This window comes from Flavobacterium potami (assembly GCF_020026915.1).
Taxonomy (GTDB): domain Bacteria; phylum Bacteroidota; class Bacteroidia; order Flavobacteriales; family Flavobacteriaceae; genus Flavobacterium; species Flavobacterium potami.
Map to the genome: position 1 here is coordinate 556,889 of NZ_JAINUY010000002.1, position 17,798 is coordinate 574,686.

17 protein-coding genes are annotated in these 17,798 nt (G+C 33.4%); 5 read left to right on the forward strand and 12 right to left on the reverse strand.

All coding sequences use genetic code 11. The annotated features are described in order from the left end of the window. Positions 1-63: 63 nt before the first annotated feature. Positions 64-1,935, forward strand: a complete 1,872-nt coding sequence (locus K6T82_RS08255) for an alpha-amylase family protein (RefSeq protein ID WP_223705458.1) — start codon at positions 64-66, stop codon at positions 1,933-1,935. A 63-nt stretch (positions 1,936-1,998) separates the two neighbouring features. On the opposite strand, the gene K6T82_RS08260 is transcribed toward K6T82_RS08255, so the two are convergent. The 8 genes from K6T82_RS08260 to rsfS all read right to left on the reverse strand — a co-directional run bounded on the left by K6T82_RS08260 (position 1,999) and on the right by rsfS (position 8,753). Next, positions 1,999-3,057 (reverse strand): glycoside hydrolase family 130 protein, encoded by a 1,059-nt coding sequence (locus K6T82_RS08260; RefSeq protein WP_223705459.1) that lies wholly within the window; start codon positions 3,055-3,057, stop codon positions 1,999-2,001. 68 nt (positions 3,058-3,125) lie between these two features. Beyond that, positions 3,126-3,905 (reverse strand): superoxide dismutase, encoded by a 780-nt coding sequence (locus K6T82_RS08265; RefSeq protein ID WP_223705460.1) that lies wholly within the window; start codon positions 3,903-3,905, stop codon positions 3,126-3,128. Between the two features lie 8 nt (positions 3,906-3,913). Further along, positions 3,914-4,183 (reverse strand): acyl-CoA-binding protein, encoded by a 270-nt coding sequence (locus K6T82_RS08270; protein WP_223705461.1) that lies wholly within the window; start codon positions 4,181-4,183, stop codon positions 3,914-3,916. Next, positions 4,184-4,837: a phosphatidylserine decarboxylase family protein gene (locus K6T82_RS08275; protein WP_223705462.1), complete on the reverse strand. Its 654-nt coding sequence runs from the start codon at positions 4,835-4,837 to the stop codon at positions 4,184-4,186. Next, positions 4,827-5,717, reverse strand: coding sequence for a phosphatidate cytidylyltransferase (locus K6T82_RS08280; RefSeq protein WP_223705463.1), 891 nt, complete (start codon positions 5,715-5,717; stop codon positions 4,827-4,829). Before K6T82_RS08280 ends, K6T82_RS08275 begins: the two co-directional genes overlap by 11 nt. 1 nt (position 5,718) lies before the next feature. Then, positions 5,719-6,324, reverse strand: a complete 606-nt coding sequence (locus K6T82_RS08285; protein ID WP_223705464.1) for a lactate utilization protein — start codon at positions 6,322-6,324, stop codon at positions 5,719-5,721. Between the two features lie 116 nt (positions 6,325-6,440). Next, a complete protein-coding gene (ftsH, locus tag K6T82_RS08290; RefSeq protein WP_223705465.1) occupies positions 6,441-8,366 on the reverse strand; it encodes an ATP-dependent zinc metalloprotease FtsH in 1,926 nt (641 codons plus the stop codon). A gap of 15 nt (positions 8,367-8,381) precedes the next feature. Further along, entirely contained in the window at positions 8,382-8,753 is a 372-nt protein-coding gene (rsfS, locus tag K6T82_RS08295) for a ribosome silencing factor (protein ID WP_007809313.1), read from the reverse strand. Between the two features lie 94 nt (positions 8,754-8,847). On the opposite strand from rsfS, the gene K6T82_RS08300 reads away from it, so the two are divergent. After that, a complete protein-coding gene (locus K6T82_RS08300) occupies positions 8,848-9,576 on the forward strand; it encodes a biotin--[acetyl-CoA-carboxylase] ligase (RefSeq protein WP_223705466.1) in 729 nt (242 codons plus the stop codon). Positions 9,577-9,884: 308 nt separating this feature from the next. Here K6T82_RS08300 and K6T82_RS08305 read toward each other — a convergent pair whose 3' ends face one another. Both K6T82_RS08305 and pyrE read right to left on the reverse strand, forming a co-directional pair. Then, a complete protein-coding gene (locus tag K6T82_RS08305) occupies positions 9,885-10,277 on the reverse strand; it encodes an SRPBCC family protein (protein WP_144214340.1) in 393 nt (130 codons plus the stop codon). Positions 10,278-10,450: 173 nt separating this feature from the next. Then, positions 10,451-11,098, reverse strand: coding sequence for an orotate phosphoribosyltransferase (gene pyrE, locus K6T82_RS08310; RefSeq protein ID WP_223705467.1), 648 nt, complete (start codon positions 11,096-11,098; stop codon positions 10,451-10,453). A 7-nt stretch (positions 11,099-11,105) separates the two neighbouring features. On the opposite strand from pyrE, the gene K6T82_RS08315 reads away from it, so the two are divergent. Next, entirely contained in the window at positions 11,106-11,735 is a 630-nt protein-coding gene (locus K6T82_RS08315) for an NUDIX hydrolase (protein ID WP_223705468.1), read from the forward strand. Positions 11,736-11,947: 212 nt separating this feature from the next. On the opposite strand, the gene K6T82_RS08320 is transcribed toward K6T82_RS08315, so the two are convergent. Beyond that, the gene (locus K6T82_RS08320) at positions 11,948-13,429 is read right to left on the reverse strand and encodes a rhomboid family intramembrane serine protease (RefSeq protein WP_223705469.1); all 1,482 of its coding nucleotides are present in this window, start codon (positions 13,427-13,429) and stop codon (positions 11,948-11,950) included. 99 nt (positions 13,430-13,528) lie between these two features. Then, a complete protein-coding gene (locus tag K6T82_RS08325; RefSeq protein WP_223705470.1) occupies positions 13,529-15,256 on the reverse strand; it encodes a M14 family metallopeptidase in 1,728 nt (575 codons plus the stop codon). A gap of 439 nt (positions 15,257-15,695) precedes the next feature. On the opposite strand from K6T82_RS08325, the gene K6T82_RS08330 reads away from it, so the two are divergent. Together K6T82_RS08330 and K6T82_RS08335 are read left to right on the forward strand one after the other, a co-directional pair. Then, on the forward strand, positions 15,696-17,057 hold the full coding sequence (locus tag K6T82_RS08330) for a DEAD/DEAH box helicase (RefSeq protein WP_223705471.1): 1,362 nt from the start codon (positions 15,696-15,698) through the stop codon (positions 17,055-17,057). Positions 17,058-17,233: 176 nt separating this feature from the next. Further along, entirely contained in the window at positions 17,234-17,683 is a 450-nt protein-coding gene (locus K6T82_RS08335) for a hypothetical protein (protein ID WP_184164785.1), read from the forward strand. Positions 17,684-17,798 lie beyond the last annotated feature (115 nt).

Here is a 17,798-nt window from a genome sequence, read left to right on the forward strand (position 1 = left end):
CTGATTCCATGATTTTATGTCGATTATGGAATCTAATAAACAGAAGTTTAGATTAAAAAATATATGATAAAAAGTAAATTTATTGCGGTCGGAGTTGTCGCAACAATGCTGTTTTCAGGATGCAAAACAAAAGATTTAAAAATGAGTGAAGTTAAAGAAGATCCTTCTAATGATAAGAAGGTTGTAGTGTATCAGGTTTTTACACGCCTATTCGGAAATAAAAATACCAACAACAAACCTTGGGGAACAATTGAAGAAAATGGGGTTGGAAAATTTAATGATTTTACTGATACAGCACTTCACGAAATAAAAGATTTAGGTGTAAATTATATTTGGTATACAGGTGTGCCTCATCATGCATTAGTGCGCGATTACACCGCTTATGGTATATCAAATGATGATCCTGAAGTGGTAAAAGGTCGTGCAGGTTCTCCTTATGCTGTCAAAGATTATTATAATGTAAATCCAGATTTAGCGGTTAATCCTGCCAATCGTTTACAGGAGTTTGAAGCGTTGATTAAACGTACTCATAACGCTGGTTTGAAGGTGATTGTTGATATCGTTCCAAATCATATTGCCAGAAAATATGAAGGAAAATCAAATCCTTCGGGAGTAAAAGATTTTGGCGCAGATGATGATGTTTCGGTTGAATACAAAAGAGATAATAATTTCTATTACATTCCGAATGAACATTTTGAAATTCCGGATGGAGATGTTCCCTTAAATGGAGAAAAGAATCCATTGATTGATGGTAAATTTGATGAAAATCCTGCAAAATGGACTGGAAATGGCTCCCGAAAATTCAAACCGGATCAAAACGACTGGTACGAAACCGTGAAAGTAAATTATGGCGTTCGTCCAGACGGAACTAAAGATTTTCCTGAACTTCCTGCAGGATTTGATCAAAAATCGTATCAGGAACATTTTGCTTTTTGGCAAGATAAAGATGTTCCAAATTCTTGGAAAAAATTCAGAGACATTGCTTTATACTGGACAGATAAAGGTGTTGACGGATTTCGCTATGATATGGCAGAAATGGTTCCGTACGAGTTTTGGAGTTTTATGAATTCTTCTATTAAAATGAAAAATCCGAATGCCTTTTTATTGGCAGAAGTTTATAATCCGAATGAATATCGCAATTACATTCGTTTAGGAAAAATGGATTATTTGTATGATAAAGTAGAGACGTATGACAAACTGAAAGATATTATTAGAGGGAAATCTTCGCCTGATGAATTAACAAATATTCAAAAAGGAATGTCTGATATTGAACATCATATGCTGCATTTTCTTGATAATCATGATGAACAACGTTTAGCAAGTCCAGAATTTGCAGAGACACCAGAAAGAGGAAAACCATTGATGGTGGTTTCTGCTACGATCAGTACTTCGCCAACTATGATTTATTTTGGTCAGGAAGTAGGAGAGGCGGGAAATGAAGATGCAGGTTTTGGTAAACGCTCAAGAACCTCGATTTTTGATTATATTGGAGTTCCAAATCACCAGCGTTGGATGAACAACGGAAAGTTTGATGGCGGACAATTATCAGATTCAGAAAAACAGCTTCGTGATTTTTATAAACGTTTACTAAATTTTACAATCAACAGCAGTGCTTTGATGGGAAGTTTTGAGGAACTTCAGTCTGTAAATCGAGTAAATAATCAAGATTATGATGCTTTGTTGTATTCTTATGCGCGATGGTCAGAAAAACAAAAACTGATTGTATTGGCTAATTTTTCTTCTGAAAAACAAAGTGAATTTAATTTGAAAGTGCCTTCGTCCCTAATTTTAAAATGGAATTTAAAAGATGGAGAATATCAATTAAAAGAACAATTGTATCAAACCAAGACTTTTGTTTTAAAAGTTCAAAATGGAGAAGGAACAGCAAAAGTTGAGATTCAGCCGTCTGAATCTTTGATTTTAGAATTGAAATAAAAAAAAGAACTTGCATAAAAAAAACTTGTTTAGTGTTGAACAACCTAAACAAGTTTTTTGTTTTTATATATCTTTTAAAAGAGAAAGGATTTCTTTGATCGAAAATGTTGCACCACAAACAAATTCATCAGAAGCACCGTAATAAACGGTCAATGTATCTCCGTCCGGTTCTACAATATGACCATTTGTGAAAACTACATTTCCAAAAAAGCCACTCAATTCGTAATCTGTTTTAGGGAACATAATAGGCTCTTCGGTTCTGGAAATTACTTTTGAAGGATTTTTTAAATCCATTAAAAAAGCCCCTAAGCAATACTGATGAAACTCATTTGCACCATGGTAAATTTCTAGCCAGCCTTTTTCTGTTTTTATTGGAGATGCACCTGCGCCAACTCTTTTACTGTCCCAGAGCTTCTTTCGGGTTTTAACGATACATTTATGATTTCCCCAATGAATGCCATCCGGAGAAGAAGCAATCCAAATATAATTTCCTCCAATATCAACACTACTTGGCCGGTGTAATGCATAAAATAAACCATTTATTTTTTCTTCGAATATTGCGCAGTCTTTGTTATGAGCAGGAAAAATCATTCCGTGTTTCTGGAAATTTTTCCAATCGGTTGTCGTTCTTAAACCAACGCCAACACCATTATCTGAAACAGAAGTAAATGTTAGGTAATATTTTCCTTCAATTAAGGAAACTCTGCAATCTTCAATCCCGAAAGTTTCTAAAATACCTTCACCAACTAAATGAGGGTAATCTTCAGGTTCATAGAAATGTTTTCCGTCTTCGCTACACAATAATCTTATGTGGGATAAAGTCGTTAAATAATCAATTCCCTGATAGTTTATAACCCGAGCGTCTGTTGCAATAAGTTCAGGATGATCTTTTAAAATCTCAATAATTTGAATAGTTCCTGATGCTGTAAGGATTGGAAATGAAATAATATTTTCAATTTGTTTAGGTCTTTCTGCAACTCGTACAGCCAGCCAGGTTTTATTTTGAAACTGAAATACGCCCGGATTTAAGAGACAGGTTATTTCTAAACCTTCTCTGCTTGGTGGTATGTCTGATGGTGATAATAATGGGTTTTCTATAAAACGATTGGCAATATCTCTCATGTTGTTCGTGTTCTAGTTACCATTAAGGTATAAAAAAAAGCTGATACTTAATTGTATCAGCTTCTTTTCTATACTTTTTTAACCTTTTTGAGGGCTTCAATGTAGTATTCGTTTACTTTTTCCCAGTTGATATGTTGGTAGAAAGCATCAACATAACTTCCTTTTCTGTTTTGATAATCGAGATAATAAGCATGTTCCCAAAGATCAATTCCCATAATTGGAGTTCCTGGAATCAAAGCGTTTTTCATTAACGGATTATCTTGGTCTTCAGTTGTTGTGATCTGCAATTTACCATAGCGATCCACAACCAGCCAGACCCATCCAGAACCAAACTGTTTTTCTGATTGCGCTTTAAATTGATTCGTTAAGTTGTTAAAAGAACCAAATTCTTTATTAATAGAACCAGCAAGCGTATCTTTAGGAGTTTGTTCTTTAGGTGTCAGAATGTTGAAATACAAGGTATGATTGTAGTATCCACCCGCATTCTGACGAAGCTTTGCATTACTTAAATCCATTTTTTTCAAAATATCCTCAATAGGCATATTTTCAAACTCAGTAGAAACAATCTCTTTGTTGAAATTGTTTGTATAAGATAAATAATGCTTAGAATAATGAGTTTCTAATGTCAAGGTTCTAATGTCAGGCGCAAGACCATCATAATTAAATGAGAGTTTTGTCATTTCAAAAGAACCGGGATCAGCTTTTACGTCATTTGGCGAACCAATAGATATTTTTTCTTCTTTCGTAGGAAGTGGTACTTCTACAACTTCAACAAGTTTATCATCTTTACAGGAAAATAATAGTAAAAATGAAGCTAAAGTGCTAAAAAGAACAACGTTTTTCTTCATAATATAATTTATTTTGATGTTAATGAATTGATAATCTCAATATAATTTTCTTTAGCTTCATCAACAGACATATGGCTAATTTGCATCCAGGCATTGGTTTTGAAAGCGTCCCTTAAATCAAAATTTTCAGATTGATTGTAAACCGCTGTTCCAAAAGTCGCCTGTTTGTAAAAAGCATACAGCCTTAGCTGCACATCTTGCGGCAATGAAGCCTGAGTCATTGTCATTGCAACTTCTACGGCTTCTGCAAAACGAATATCTAGATCTTTTTCTGCCATTTATGCTTTAGTAGCAATAATTGTTTTTCCGCCAACAGCTACCTGATTTAGCTCAACGTTAATTGGTGTGCCTAAAGGTAAAAATAAATCTACTCTTGAACCAAATTTAATAAAACCAGCATCTGTTCCTTGTACTACTTGCATTCCTTCTTGCGCATAGTTTACAATTCTACGAGCCAATGCACCAGCAATTTGTCTGTATAAAATAGCGCCGAAAGTTTCATTCTCGATTACAACGGTAGTTCTTTCATTTTCTTCACTTGCTTTTGGATGCCATGCTACAAGAAATTTTCCCGGGTGATATTTGCTAAATTTAATGATACCATCCATTGCGTATCGTGTAACGTGTACATTGATTGGTGACATGAAAATAGATACTTGAAGACGTTTGTCTTTAAAGTATTCTCCTTCGTAAACCTCTTCAATAACCACAACTTTTCCATCAACAGGAGCAAGGATATGATCGCTGTTTCGAATTGCAATTCTTTTAGGGTTTCTAAAAAATTGTAAAATGATAATTAAAACTATTAAAGCGAAAATTTGTACAAGCTTTTGCAACCAATAAATATCAATAAACTGGTCAGCTAATAAAACCACAACAACAGTAAAAATTACACCTATTAAAATAGACGGGCCACCTTCTTTATGAAACATAATATAAAATTTGATAAAATAAAAATATAATTGGTGCTACAAATATAACACTATCTAATCGATCTAGAATACCTCCGTGTCCAGGCATGATGGAACCACTGTCTTTTATGCCAGCAATTCTTTTGAATTTAGATTCAATCAAATCTCCAATTGTTCCAAAAACACTCACGATTAACGCAATTATGGTCCAGATTAAGATTGATTTATTGCTAAATTCAGCATTAGGCTGAATGTATAATTTAGAAATTAAAAATCCTGCAAAAGCTGCAAATACAACCCCTCCAAGAAAACCTTCAATTGTTTTCTTAGGTGAAACGCGCTCAAATAATTTATGTTTTCCGATTGATTTTCCAACCAGATATGCAAAAGTGTCATTGGTCCAAATCAATACAAATAATCCAATAATAATTTTAGGATTATAGTTGTTGGTCCCAAAAGAGATTTTAACAATAAAAATAAAAGGAAGTGTAATATATCCTAATAGGTAAAGATATTTTGAAGAAATACTTATTTTCTGAACTGAATCATAAAATAAGAATATGATGCATTTTATTGAAACAACAATTGTAATAGCTAAAAGAATTAAATCCAGTTGCTTAATGTTGGTTTCTAAACTAATATTAGAATTGAATGTATCATTTAAGAATTTGCTAGTTTGTTTGTTGTAATGACTTACAAGAATTGTAGCAGAATAAATTAAAGTACCAAAAAGAATGGAAAAGACTTTGTTTAAGTTTACAATATTAGAAAACTCATATATTGTTATCATTAGAAAAACACCAAAAAGAGTGATGAAGCTTTCTGTAGAAAACAATATGGAAGCTAATAATAAAGCGATATAAACAGCACCAGAAATGGTTCTCTTCAGTGTTTCGTTCATCTTAAAGGTTTTCAAGAAGCAATAAATAAAGATTCTTTGCAACACTTCCGTATTGAGTAAAATCTTCTTCTTTCGCTTTTTCGAAATATTTTATGGTAGTAATGTTGGTAGGGTAGTCCCTTTCGTATTTACGTTTTATGGCACTTAATCCATCACTCTTCATTGGAAGAATTTGGCTTGTTGTTGCTATAATGACAATATTTGTCGGTAATTCGTTTGGTTTATTTTGTCTGATCTGTTTAGAAGAAAATAAAATTGAACCTTCATCAGCAATCAGGTTTTCACAGCTTGCTAATAGAAATTTTGGTTTTGTAGGAGCTTGAAAAAAAAGTTTGTTTTCTTCTAATAATGTAAAAAGTCCTGGCTCGTAACACAAAACTTCGCTTTCAAACCAATCATTTTCTTCTAATATATTTTCAAATTGTTCAGCAAGTTCTTCTGCATTTTCACAGTATAAAAATTTACCTCCATTTTTTTTAAAATTGAAAATAAATTGCTCGTCTAAAGATAAATGACTGTTCTGCGCAGATGTACCTGCATATTCGCTTTCGTTCTCTTCGTCTGAAGCGGCTTCACTAGAGCCAAATATTTTTTTGAAAAAATTCATTTTTTATATGAAATGCTTTACATGTTAATTGAAAACGTTCAAAGATAAAAAAATCTTAATTCAAAAGGGTGTTTTGAATTAAGATTTTGAAAATTTATTACGTTTTTCGTAATTATTTATGAAACAACTTCTTCTAAATTTTTATCAAAAGTTCGTTTTCCGAAAATGTTTTCCAAATCATCTTTAAAGATAACTTCTTTTTCAATCAGAATATCAGCAAGTTGATTCAGTTTGTCTTTGTTTTCCTCTAAAATTTGAATAGCTCTTTGGTATTGGCCTTCGATTAATTCTGAAATTTCAGCATCAATGATTTTTGCAGTTTCGTCAGAATATGGTTTAGAGAAATTGTATTCGCTTTGTCCAGTTGAATCGTAATACGTAACGTTACCAATCTTATCGTTCAATCCGTAGATTGTGACCATGGCACGAGCTTGACGTGTTACTTTTTCTAAGTCGCTCAACGCACCAGTAGAAATTCTGTCGAAAGTTACTTTTTCAGCAGCTCTTCCTCCCATAGTAGCACACATTTCGTCTAACATTTGATCTGTTCTTACGATTTGTCTTTCTTCTGGTAAATACCATGCAGCTCCTAAACTTTGTCCTCTAGGTACAATAGTTACTTTAATAAGAGGAGCAGCGTGCTCCAACATCCAGCTTACAGTTGCATGACCCGCTTCGTGAATAGCAATTGCTCTTTTCTCTTCTGGAGTAATGATTTTGTTTTTCTTTTCTAAACCACCGATAATTCGATCCACAGCGTCAAGAAAATCTTGTCTATCCACAGCTGGTTTGTTGTTACGTGCAGCAATTAAGGCAGCTTCGTTACAAACATTCGCAATATCAGCACCAGAGAATCCTGGAGTTTGTTTGGCTAAGAAATCTAAATCAAGACCTTCAACTTTTTTGATTGGTTTTAAGTGTACTTGAAAGATTTCTGCTCTTTCGCGAATATCTGGTAAATCAACAAAAATTTGTCTGTCAAAACGTCCGGCACGCATTAAAGCTTTATCCAGAACGTCAGCTCTGTTTGTTGCAGCCAAAACAATTACGTTAGAGTTTGTACCAAAACCATCCATCTCTGTTAGTAATTGGTTCAATGTGTTTTCTCTCTCATCGTTTCCGCCAGACATATTGCTTTTTCCTCTCGCTCTACCAACAGCATCAATTTCGTCGATGAAAATGATAGCAGGAGATTTTTCTTTAGCTTGTTTGAACAAATCACGTACACGTGAAGCTCCGACTCCTACGAACATTTCTACGAAATCAGAACCTGATAAAGAGAAGAAAGGTACTTGTGCCTCACCAGCAACAGCTTTTGCCAATAACGTTTTACCAGTTCCTGGAGGTCCTACAAGTAAAGCTCCTTTAGGAATTTTACCTCCTAGATTGGTATATTTCTCAGGATTTTTAAGGAATTCAACGATTTCCTGAATTTCTTCTTTAGCGCCTTCTAAACCAGCAACATCTTTAAACGTAGTTTTGATATCTGTTTTTTCGTCAAAAAGTTTAGCTTTCGATTTTCCGATATTGAAAATCTGTCCGCCACCTCCAGCGCCTCCGCCAGACATTTTACGCATAATGAAGATCCATACCCCCACAATGATGATGATAGGAAGTAAGCTGATTAAAATATCGCTCCAGTTGTTTTTTTGAAGAAAGTTGAAATCTTTCAATTTTCCTTCACTAACTGCTTTTTCTAATTTAGTCTGAAAGATTTGATCATTACCAATTTCCAAAGTGTAATGTGGACCTTTGTTTGGTTGTTTAAAAATATCTTCTGCAACTTTTTTATTTGCCGGGTCTTTAAGAGCCGCAGCATTTAAATATACTTCTGCTTCTGCTTTGTTAAAAACAATAACTTTTTCAATCTGACCTTTTTCTAAAAGCGTATTGAATTTAGAAGAAGTTAATTGAGCAGGTTCGCTTAAGCTTGATCCTCCTGTGGCAAAACTTATGAATAAAAAAACTAAAAGTATTGCGGTATATATTAACCAAGGACTTATTTTAAATTTATTCGGATTTGGATTATTATCTTTAGCCATTTAATGAAAGTTTCTTTAGTATTTGTTCTCGATTGTAGTTATTTTGGCATCACCCCAAAGGCTCTCGATGTTGTAATATTCGCGAATGTGTTTTTGGAAAACGTGCACTACGATGTGTACATAATCCATTAAAACCCATTCTGCATTATCGGTTCCTTCTACGTGCCAAGGCTTATCTTTTAAGTCTTTTGATACAGTTTTTTGAATTGAGTTTACGATGGCGTTAACTTGGGTATTTGAACTACCGTTGCAGATTACGAAATAATCGCATACAGCTGTATCTATTTCTCTTAAGTCAAGAATATCGATATCATTTCCTTTTACTTCTTCAATCCCTTTGATTATGTTCGCCAGTAGAACATCATTATTAATAGTCTTTTTCGCCATGAATTATTTTATATGTGAATTTGTAAAGTTACCAAATTTTGTGATTATTTTTGAACCTTAACAAAATATTAAATTAAGAATTTTAAATTATTTAATGAAACTAATCAAACTCGATGCCATAGATTCTACAAATGACTTCCTTAAAGCATTGGCAAGTCAGGATGAAGTGGAGAATTTCACGATCGTAACGGCTGAAAATCAGACAAAAGGGAAAGGACAAGTTGGTGGTGTATGGAAGACTCAAGCGGGTAAAAACTTAACTATGAGCGTTTTGGTGAAAGATTTTCTCTTTAATAATGAAGAATTTTTTAATTTGAGTGTATTGGTGTCTTTATCGGTTGCAGAGATTTTAAAATCGTTAAATATTCCTGATATCTTTATTAAATGGCCAAACGACATTCTGTCATACAATAAGAAATTGGTTGGCATATTAATCGAAAATACCTTAAAAAGCGATGGCAGAATCGTGTCAGTTGTTGGAATTGGAATAAATGTAAATCAAACCGATTTTGACGAATTACCAAATGCTTCTTCATTGGCAGTAATTGCAGGAAAATCTTTTGATAAAGAAGGATTGGCAATTTTAATCGTCGAAAAACTAAAAGAGAAAATCCAATCTTGGAAAACCGAATCGCAAAATTTCTGGAACGATTACTTTAATTTTTTATTTAAAAAAGGCGTTCCAACTGCCTTTAGAGACAATAATAACAAAGATTTCATGGGGATCATTCAAGGCGTTTCTTCCATTGGAAAACTGCAGGTTTTGTTGGAAGATGATTCTGTAGTGGAATTTGAGATTAAAGAAGTGAAGATGCTTTATTGAGAGGGACAAAGTGACATAGTAACAAAGGTTAAAAGGTTTTCTTTCGTTGTGAATAAATCGTTTAGTTTGTCATTTCGAGGAACGAGAAATCACACTAGTAACTCGATAAAGAATATTTTCAGTCTTTTGCGAAATCCCGCGTGTGATTTGCTTCGCCTGTTCGCTATCGCTTGGGTCTCGTTCCTCGAAATGACAAAAATGCGGTAAAAACTTTGCGACTCCGCGACTTTGCGAGAGCATAATAAAAAAAGTCCAATCGTTAGATTGGACTTTTTAATTTATAATTCAAAATTAATAATTAACCATTATTAAAGTTTGTGCATATTGTTTGCTAAAGTTTCAATAAACTTACTGATTGGGCCTTTAACCATCATTGCCATCATAGCGTTGAATTCTCCTTCAAAGAACAATTGAACAGCGCTTTCTGAATCAGAAATAGTGTCAATGTTTGAAGTTAGCGTAAACGGAAGTTTATCGCTAGCAGCGCCCAAAACAATTTTGTTTGGAGCTGTTTTTTCTTTCATTTTTAATTTGATTTCAGGCATCCCTTTCAATCCAAAAATAAAAGCGTCTTCGCCAGTCACTTCAAATTTAGCGATATTGTCTGGCATTAATTTTTCGAAATTCTTTACGTCAGTCAGTTGATCAAATAAATCTTGAGCTGATTTCTGAACTGTAACTTTTGGACTTTCTAAGTTCATAATTATTTTGTTTTTTATTTTACCGCAAAGTGCGCAAAGTTTTTTAAATATGCAAGGCTTTATAAAAAGCGCAAAGTCCGCAAAGCTGGAACTTTAAAAAAAATCCCATTTTAATCTCAAATTCCAAAAATCTATTTATAAAGAAGAGAAATCTAAAATCTGCAATCAAAAATCTACTCTTCTTGTCCCCAAGTTGATGGACTTTCGTTCCATTCTAACAGGGTAGATTGTTGGTCTTCTGTGATATATTGTTTTTGAACCGCCAAATCAAGAAGATTTTCGTAGTTGCTTAAAGTGAATAAATCCAAATTAGCTTCTTTGAAATTTTCTTCGGCAACACCAAAACCGTATGTGAAAATTGCTGCCATACCTTTAATGTTCGCACCTTCGCTTCTTAATGCTTCAACAGCCAATAGACTGCTTTTTCCGGTACTAATTAAATCTTCGACAACCACAACATTTTGTCCTTTTTGTAAAAAACCTTCCACTTGGTTTTGTCTACCGTGTTTTTTTGGTTCCGGACGCACGTATACGAATGGAAGACCTAAACTCTCGGCAACCAAAATTCCAACTCCGATGGCGCCAGTAGCAACACCAGCAATCACATCAGGCTTTCCAAATTGTTTTTCGATGTTTTTAGCAAATTCATCACGAACATAGTTTCTGATGCTCGGAAATGAAAGAATTAACCTATTATCACAATAAATAGGAGATTTCCAACCAGAAGCCCATGTAAAAGGATTTTCGGGATTCAATTTAATTGCATTTATTTGCAAAAGCAATTCGGCTGTTTTTTCGGCAGTATCTTTATTAAAAATCATAGTACAAATGTATAAAGTTTTTGTAAACGACAAACCACTTTTTTTGACAAATGAAATCTCGAAGGAAACAGATTTCCAATTGTTCTTGTTGGAGAGTATTGATATCGAACAGCTTATCATAAAAATTTTTCAAAATAAAATTCAAAAAGCTATTTTATATCATCCTGACGAAAGTGAAATGATGAAAACACTAAAGGCCAAAATTCCCGTAAATAAAGCGGGTGGAGGTTTTGTGTACAACAAGAAAGGGGAGGTTTTGTTTATCTTTAGAAACGGAAAATGGGACTTGCCTAAGGGCGGAATCGAGAAAGGCGAGGAGATTGAAGCCACGGCAATGCGTGAAGTCGAAGAAGAAACAGGCGTAAATCAGCTTCGTATTACGAATAAACTTCAAAAAACCTATCATATCTTTAAACGTAACGGAAAATACAAACTCAAAATCACGCATTGGTTCGAAATGCAATCTGATTTTGAAGGAACTCCACACGGGCAATTAGAAGAAGGAATTGAAAAAGTAGCCTGGTTAAACTCAGAGCAAATCAAGGAGGCGCTTAAAAATTCTTACGAAAACATTAAATTGTTATTCGAAGAAGAAAAAAATCCTACGGAAAAAAAATCAATAGAAAAATTCCAATAATTATTCAACATTTCACATTGGAATTTGAAATTTTAGTTTTTATTTGGACGTGCCACCAATAAAAAAAAAAAGACCCAATCAACTTTGCGTTCATTGGGTCTTTTTTTTATTGCTGTCGGGCTTTCGCTGCTACTTCGGTAGCTTAGCTCTATCCCTCACGCAGAAAGTACTAGGTTTTAAGTTTAGTTTTTGAATTTTTTCTTTTAGTGAGATTATTCTACACTTTGTCCTTGCGTAAGTTCACTAATTTTTGCTTCTACAAGTTTATTGCATTCAGCAATTTGTTGATCATATTGATTAGAGTTTTCAGAAACTGATTTATACATCAAATCGTAGCTTTTAATTCGCAATTGGCAGTATTCTTTTAAAATCTCATTTCTGTTCTGAATTTCTTCTGGTAATTCCAATTCTTTAAAGCTTTCGACTAGTTTGATATTTTTTTGCCAATTATAAATTCCTTTATCTTTAATTTCTTGGAGAATTTTTTCTTTAGGAGTGCTTTTTGATATATTATAAATTTCTAAAGCTATTTTTTCCGATGTAATAAATTGCTGTATTTTTGCGTCGTAAGTCGCGATATCATTTGGTATTTTTTTATAAATAGCAAAAGACGAAAAAAGTACTAGAGCAGATATTATTGCAATTGATCCAAATTTCAATTTTGTTTCTGTTGGTTTTTTAAGACTCGGGATAAAAATATATCCAATCACAAGTCCTCCCACCAGACCTCCAATATGTGCAGCATTATCAATTCCTCCTTTGAGTCCGTAGATTAAATTATAACCAACAAAAATTGAAATACTAGTGAGTAATGCTTTTCGCTCTGTTTTTTCGATTAAATTGGTAGTTAGCATTGCCAGAAATACACCATACATTCCGAAAATAGCTCCAGATGCACCGGCGCTTATAGTCAAATCATGCCACCATAGACTTGTAATGCTTGCGGTAATACCAGTTAGTAAATAAGCTGAAATAAATCTAGTTTTACCTAAATGCGGTTCCAATAAAACTCCAATATAAAGTAACGCATACATATTCATCAGAAGATGAAAAATTCCGATATGTAGAAAGCAGTTTGTTAAAAGTCTCCACCATTGTCCATCTAAAGTTAGTGGTCTAAAATTGGCTCCCCAGTTGAGTAAACTTTCGTTACTTGGTTCAAAAATATTCACACCTTTTATTGCCATCAAGATGAAAATTAATATATTAAGATTCAATAGGATTGGTGTTATGAAATAACCTTCTATTGGCTTAAATATAGAGAAGAAACTTTCAATTTTTTCTGTTGTTGTCGACGGTGGAAGTTTTAGTACATCTTCTTCATCAGTAACAATTTTGTCTTTTAGTTCCTCATATTTTGTTGCTAATTCTTCTTTGGTAAACGTTAATTTCAGTTCTTCAAGACTGGAAATAAAATTCAAGACGTTTTTTTTATTTTTATTCCAATCAACCATTTCGCTACCGGTTGAAGCACTTTGAATACTTGCGATATCATTTTCTATTTTAATTTTGATTTCAGCATTCCAAGAAAACATTCCATTATTGGTATAGGCAATAAGGCCATTTTCGCTTATATAGTTTAGGTTGTAATTTTTTTTAAGTCCTGTTTCGACTGCAAGAACAAGAAATTCCTCTTTTGTTAACTCGTTTAAAGAAAATTCTTCAATGTGTTTTGGTGTAAATCCCACTGCCATAGTTTGTAATTATTTTTGGTTGATGATTTAGGTGCGTTTTCTAAAATTTGTAAAATAACAATTATTAAAAGTCATTTGAAAACAATTGAGAGCTATTTGTTACAGTAGTCGATAAACGGGATACTGCATATGTGCCTTTTCATAATAAACAGAATGTTTGTAAATCCAGTTTAATTGCGCTTCGGCGCTTTTTGCAAATTCGCGGTCGTTTTGTTTTTTAGTTTCCAATTCTGCTTTTAAAGTTGGATTATCTTTTAAAAGCTGCGCTGCAGTATCTTCAAAAATATATTCTGAGTAATGTTCTTTTTGCTGTAAAATAGCATCGAAGAAATTCCAGTTAAAAAACGAATCAACACCTTCTGGTTCAAAAGCTTCCAGCAGATATTTTACTCCTTTTTGATTTGTTGGAACGTAATAATCTCCTTTAGCAAAATTCATTTTAACCATTTTAGAAGTTATGGTTGTATTTCGGTGTAAATAATGTCCTTCGTAAGCAGATGGAACCGTTTTAAAATCTGCAATTCTATAACTTTCAACCTCAACAACAGTATCATTTTTGAATTGTCTAAAGGATATGTTATTGTTTTTCAGCAGTTCAATAATATTCCAATAACCACGGGGAATGATATAAGCAGACGGAATAACAACTTCTTTTTGCGATTTGAATTCTTTAATATAAGGAACGTCTTTTTTATAAGGTTTGCTTCGATCATAATACAAGCGATCTCCAGTTGTAGCTTCGCTTTTTTTGTAACCTGCTTCATAACCTAAAAAGGTAAATTTGGTAGTTTTAGTACTGTCCATTTCCCATTGCAAGGTATATTTCTTTTTTGGCTGAAATTGCTCTAGATTCTTGACGCGGAGTTCTTTGATTTTCTGATAATTGGCATCGGTAAAATCCATAGTCGTTTTCATGTATTCGTAGGTCATTTTTACACGTTCAGCGTATTTTTTCAGCATGTGTGTTTCTACCACAAAACCAATCGTATTAAACAAAGAGGTATAACCCGTTGTATATCGTGGACTGTCAACAAACTGCCCGAAACCTTTGTCTGGTGTATCTTTAAACGAATCGACATAAGGCGTAGTTTCGATTTTCTTTTTCTGAAGATCTTTTACCAAAGCCGGCATCATTTCGTTATTCATAAAATCGCCCAAAACCGTTCCGAGTTTGTTGTGCTGGGTCATGATGTACGTTAATTTGTATTGATAATCAGAACCGTTACTTACGTGATTGTCGATAAAAACATCTGCGTTTATTTTATGGAAAATCTCCACAAAACTTTTTGTATTTCGAGTATCCGATTTCATTAAATCACGATTCAAATCATAGTTTCTGGCATTTCCTCTAAAACCATAAATTTCAGGTCCATCCTGATTGGCGCGAGTTGTCGAATTTCGGTTTAAGGCTCCACCAATATTATAAACTGGAATGGTAACCAAAACGGTATTTTTAGGCGCTTTCATTTTTCCAGTTGCCAAATCTCTGTAGAATTGCATGGTTGCGTCGATTCCGTCAGGTTCTCCAGCGTGGATTCCGTTATTTACAAACAAAACTGCTTTGGTTTTCTGGATTTTATCAAAATCAAATGCTGCGTCAGCATTAAAAGTAATCATGTGTAAAGGTTCACCAGAATCTGTCCATCCCATTTCTTTCATTTGAATGGTTGGAAAATCCGCAGCAAGCATTTTAAAATATGCAATGGTTTCTTGATATGATGCTGATTGATTTCCGTTTCCTTTCTCAAAAAAAGTATCGTATTTTTTGTTGTTTTGAGCGAAAAGGGAAAGTGTGAAAAGTGAAATGAAAATGGTAAAAAGTTTCATGGTTTTGGTTTTAACAGGAATCAAATATAGTTTTTTTGTTTCAGGTTTCAAGTTTCAAGTTGATGTGCTTTGTCTATATTTTTTTTACCGCAAAGACGCTAAGGTTTACGCAAAGTACGCAAAGTTTTTTTTGCAAAGCTTTGCGTTCTTTGCGTTTGTTCAACTCAATCAAAAACAAAAAAACTTAGCGTGCTTTGCGGTAAAATCAGCAGAATTCAAACTTCAGCTTGATGTGCTTTGTTTATATTTTTAGCCGCAAAGACGCTAAGGTTACGCAAAGTTCGCAAAGTTTTATAGACAAAGCTTTGCGTTCTTTGCGTTTTTTCAATTCAATCAAAAACAAAAAAAAACTTTGCGTGCTTTGCGGTAAAATCAGCAGCATTCAAACCTGAAACTTGAAACCTGAAACAAACAAAACAATTTTCCCTACTTTTGCAGCATGAAAAATCACTATTCCAACAATATACTTTCGAATCTAGGAATTGAAAGCCTGAACGAAATGCAAGAAATGGCACAAGATGCTATTTTGAACGAAAACAATGTTTTATTGCTTTCTCCAACGGGATCCGGAAAAACATTAGCGTTTTTACTTCCGATTTTAGAATTATTACAGCCTGAAATTTTATCAGTACAATGTTTGATTTTGGTTCCTTCGCGAGAACTTGGTTTGCAAATCGAACAGGTTTGGAAAAAAATGGGAACACAATATAAAGTTAATATTTGCTATGGTGGCCATTCAATTGATACTGAAATCAAGAATTTAAGCAATCCGCCAGCAGTTTTAATTGGAACTCCCGGAAGAATTGCAGATCATATTGATAGAGAGACTTTTAGAACCGATAAAATTCAGACTTTAATTTTAGACGAGTTTGACAAATCGTTGCAATTGGGTTTTCATGAGCAAATGTCTTTCATTATTGGAAGATTAGCAAAAGTTAACAAGCGAGTTTTGGTTTCTGCGACTTCAGATATTGAAATTCCGAAATATACACGAGTTGTAAATCCGACTGTTTTGGACTTTATTCCAGAAGAAGAAGAAAGAACGAATCTTTCCATGAAAATGGTAGTTTCTCCATCCAAAGATAAATTACAGACTTTGTTTAATTTGATTTGTTCTTTAAAATCAGAATCAGCAATTATTTTTTGTAATCATAGAGATGCGGCAGAACGTATTAGTGATACCTTAAATGAAAAAGGAATTTATTCGGTGTATTATCATGGCGGAATGGATCAGGAAGAGCGGGAGCGTGCTTTAATTCAGTTTAGAAATGGAAGTGTTACCTATTTGGTTACAACTGATTTGGCTGCCAGAGGTTTGGATATTCCAGAAATGAAGCATGTTATTCATTATCATTTGCCGCTAAAAGAAGACGAATTTACGCATAGAAATGGGCGTACAGCTCGTATGAAGGCAACAGGTACTGCATACATCATCATTCACGAAAGTGAAAAAGAACTCGATTATATTGATTATGAAATGGAAGTTTTGAATGTAGTAGGTAATGTTTCGTTGCCAAAACCACCTCAATTTCAAACTATTTACATTAGTGGAGGAAAAAAGACGAAACTGAACAAATTTGACATTGTAGGTTTCTTTTCTCAAAAAGGAAAACTAGAAAAAGACGATTTGGGGTTAATTGAAGTGAAAGATTTTGTCTCGTTTGCAGCTGTAAAATACAATAAAGTAAAAGATTTGCTGAAAAATGTGAGAGACGAAAAAATGAAAGGAAAGAAATTTAAAATTGAAGTTGCACGTAATGTGATCAAGAAAGTAGAAGAAGAAAAACGAGGGAAATATTAGATTAAAAGAAATAGTTTTTGAGACTTGAATTTTAATTTAGCCTTTGTTTATCAGTCTTTTAAAAGTATGTAACTAAGTTTTACAATTTTATGTTAAAAAAATAATGAATTGATAGGTGTTTTTTCAATATTTCTATGTTTTTTTGCTACAGTAAAATTGTAAACCCCAAATTCACTATGAAAAAGATTATTACCCTTGCTGCATTGTTTTTCAGCTTTGTTTCGTTTGCGCAGATTAAAGTTCTTGAAACTGTTCCAGTTGAGAAATTAGGAAAAGTAAACAACAACTACATTCAGAAAATTGGAGATGAGTATACAGTGTATTACACTACAATCCTAACTGATGATGATGATTCTTCTAACTTAAGAAAATTTTCATTCAAGAATCTTAATAATGATTACAATAACCTTTACAATATCATTATGGGAGGTTTTACAGCTACTCCGTTGTACGATATTAAATTAGAATTACCTAACAACTATATTTGGTTGCACTACACAGGAAATGTTGTTCCAGATAAAGCTACAGTTCAATTTATGGTTTCAAGCAAAGAAAGAGATGCTGCTACAAACAATGTTTCTGAGCCTTTAGTAAAAGATCAAATCAGTAAATTGTTCCAGAAATAATTCTTTTTGAGGTTCAAAGGGACAAAGTAACAAAGAGACAAAGTAACAAAGTTTTAACCTTTGTCTCTATAACATAAAAAAAGCTGTTCGATAAGAACAGCTTTTTTGTTTTTAT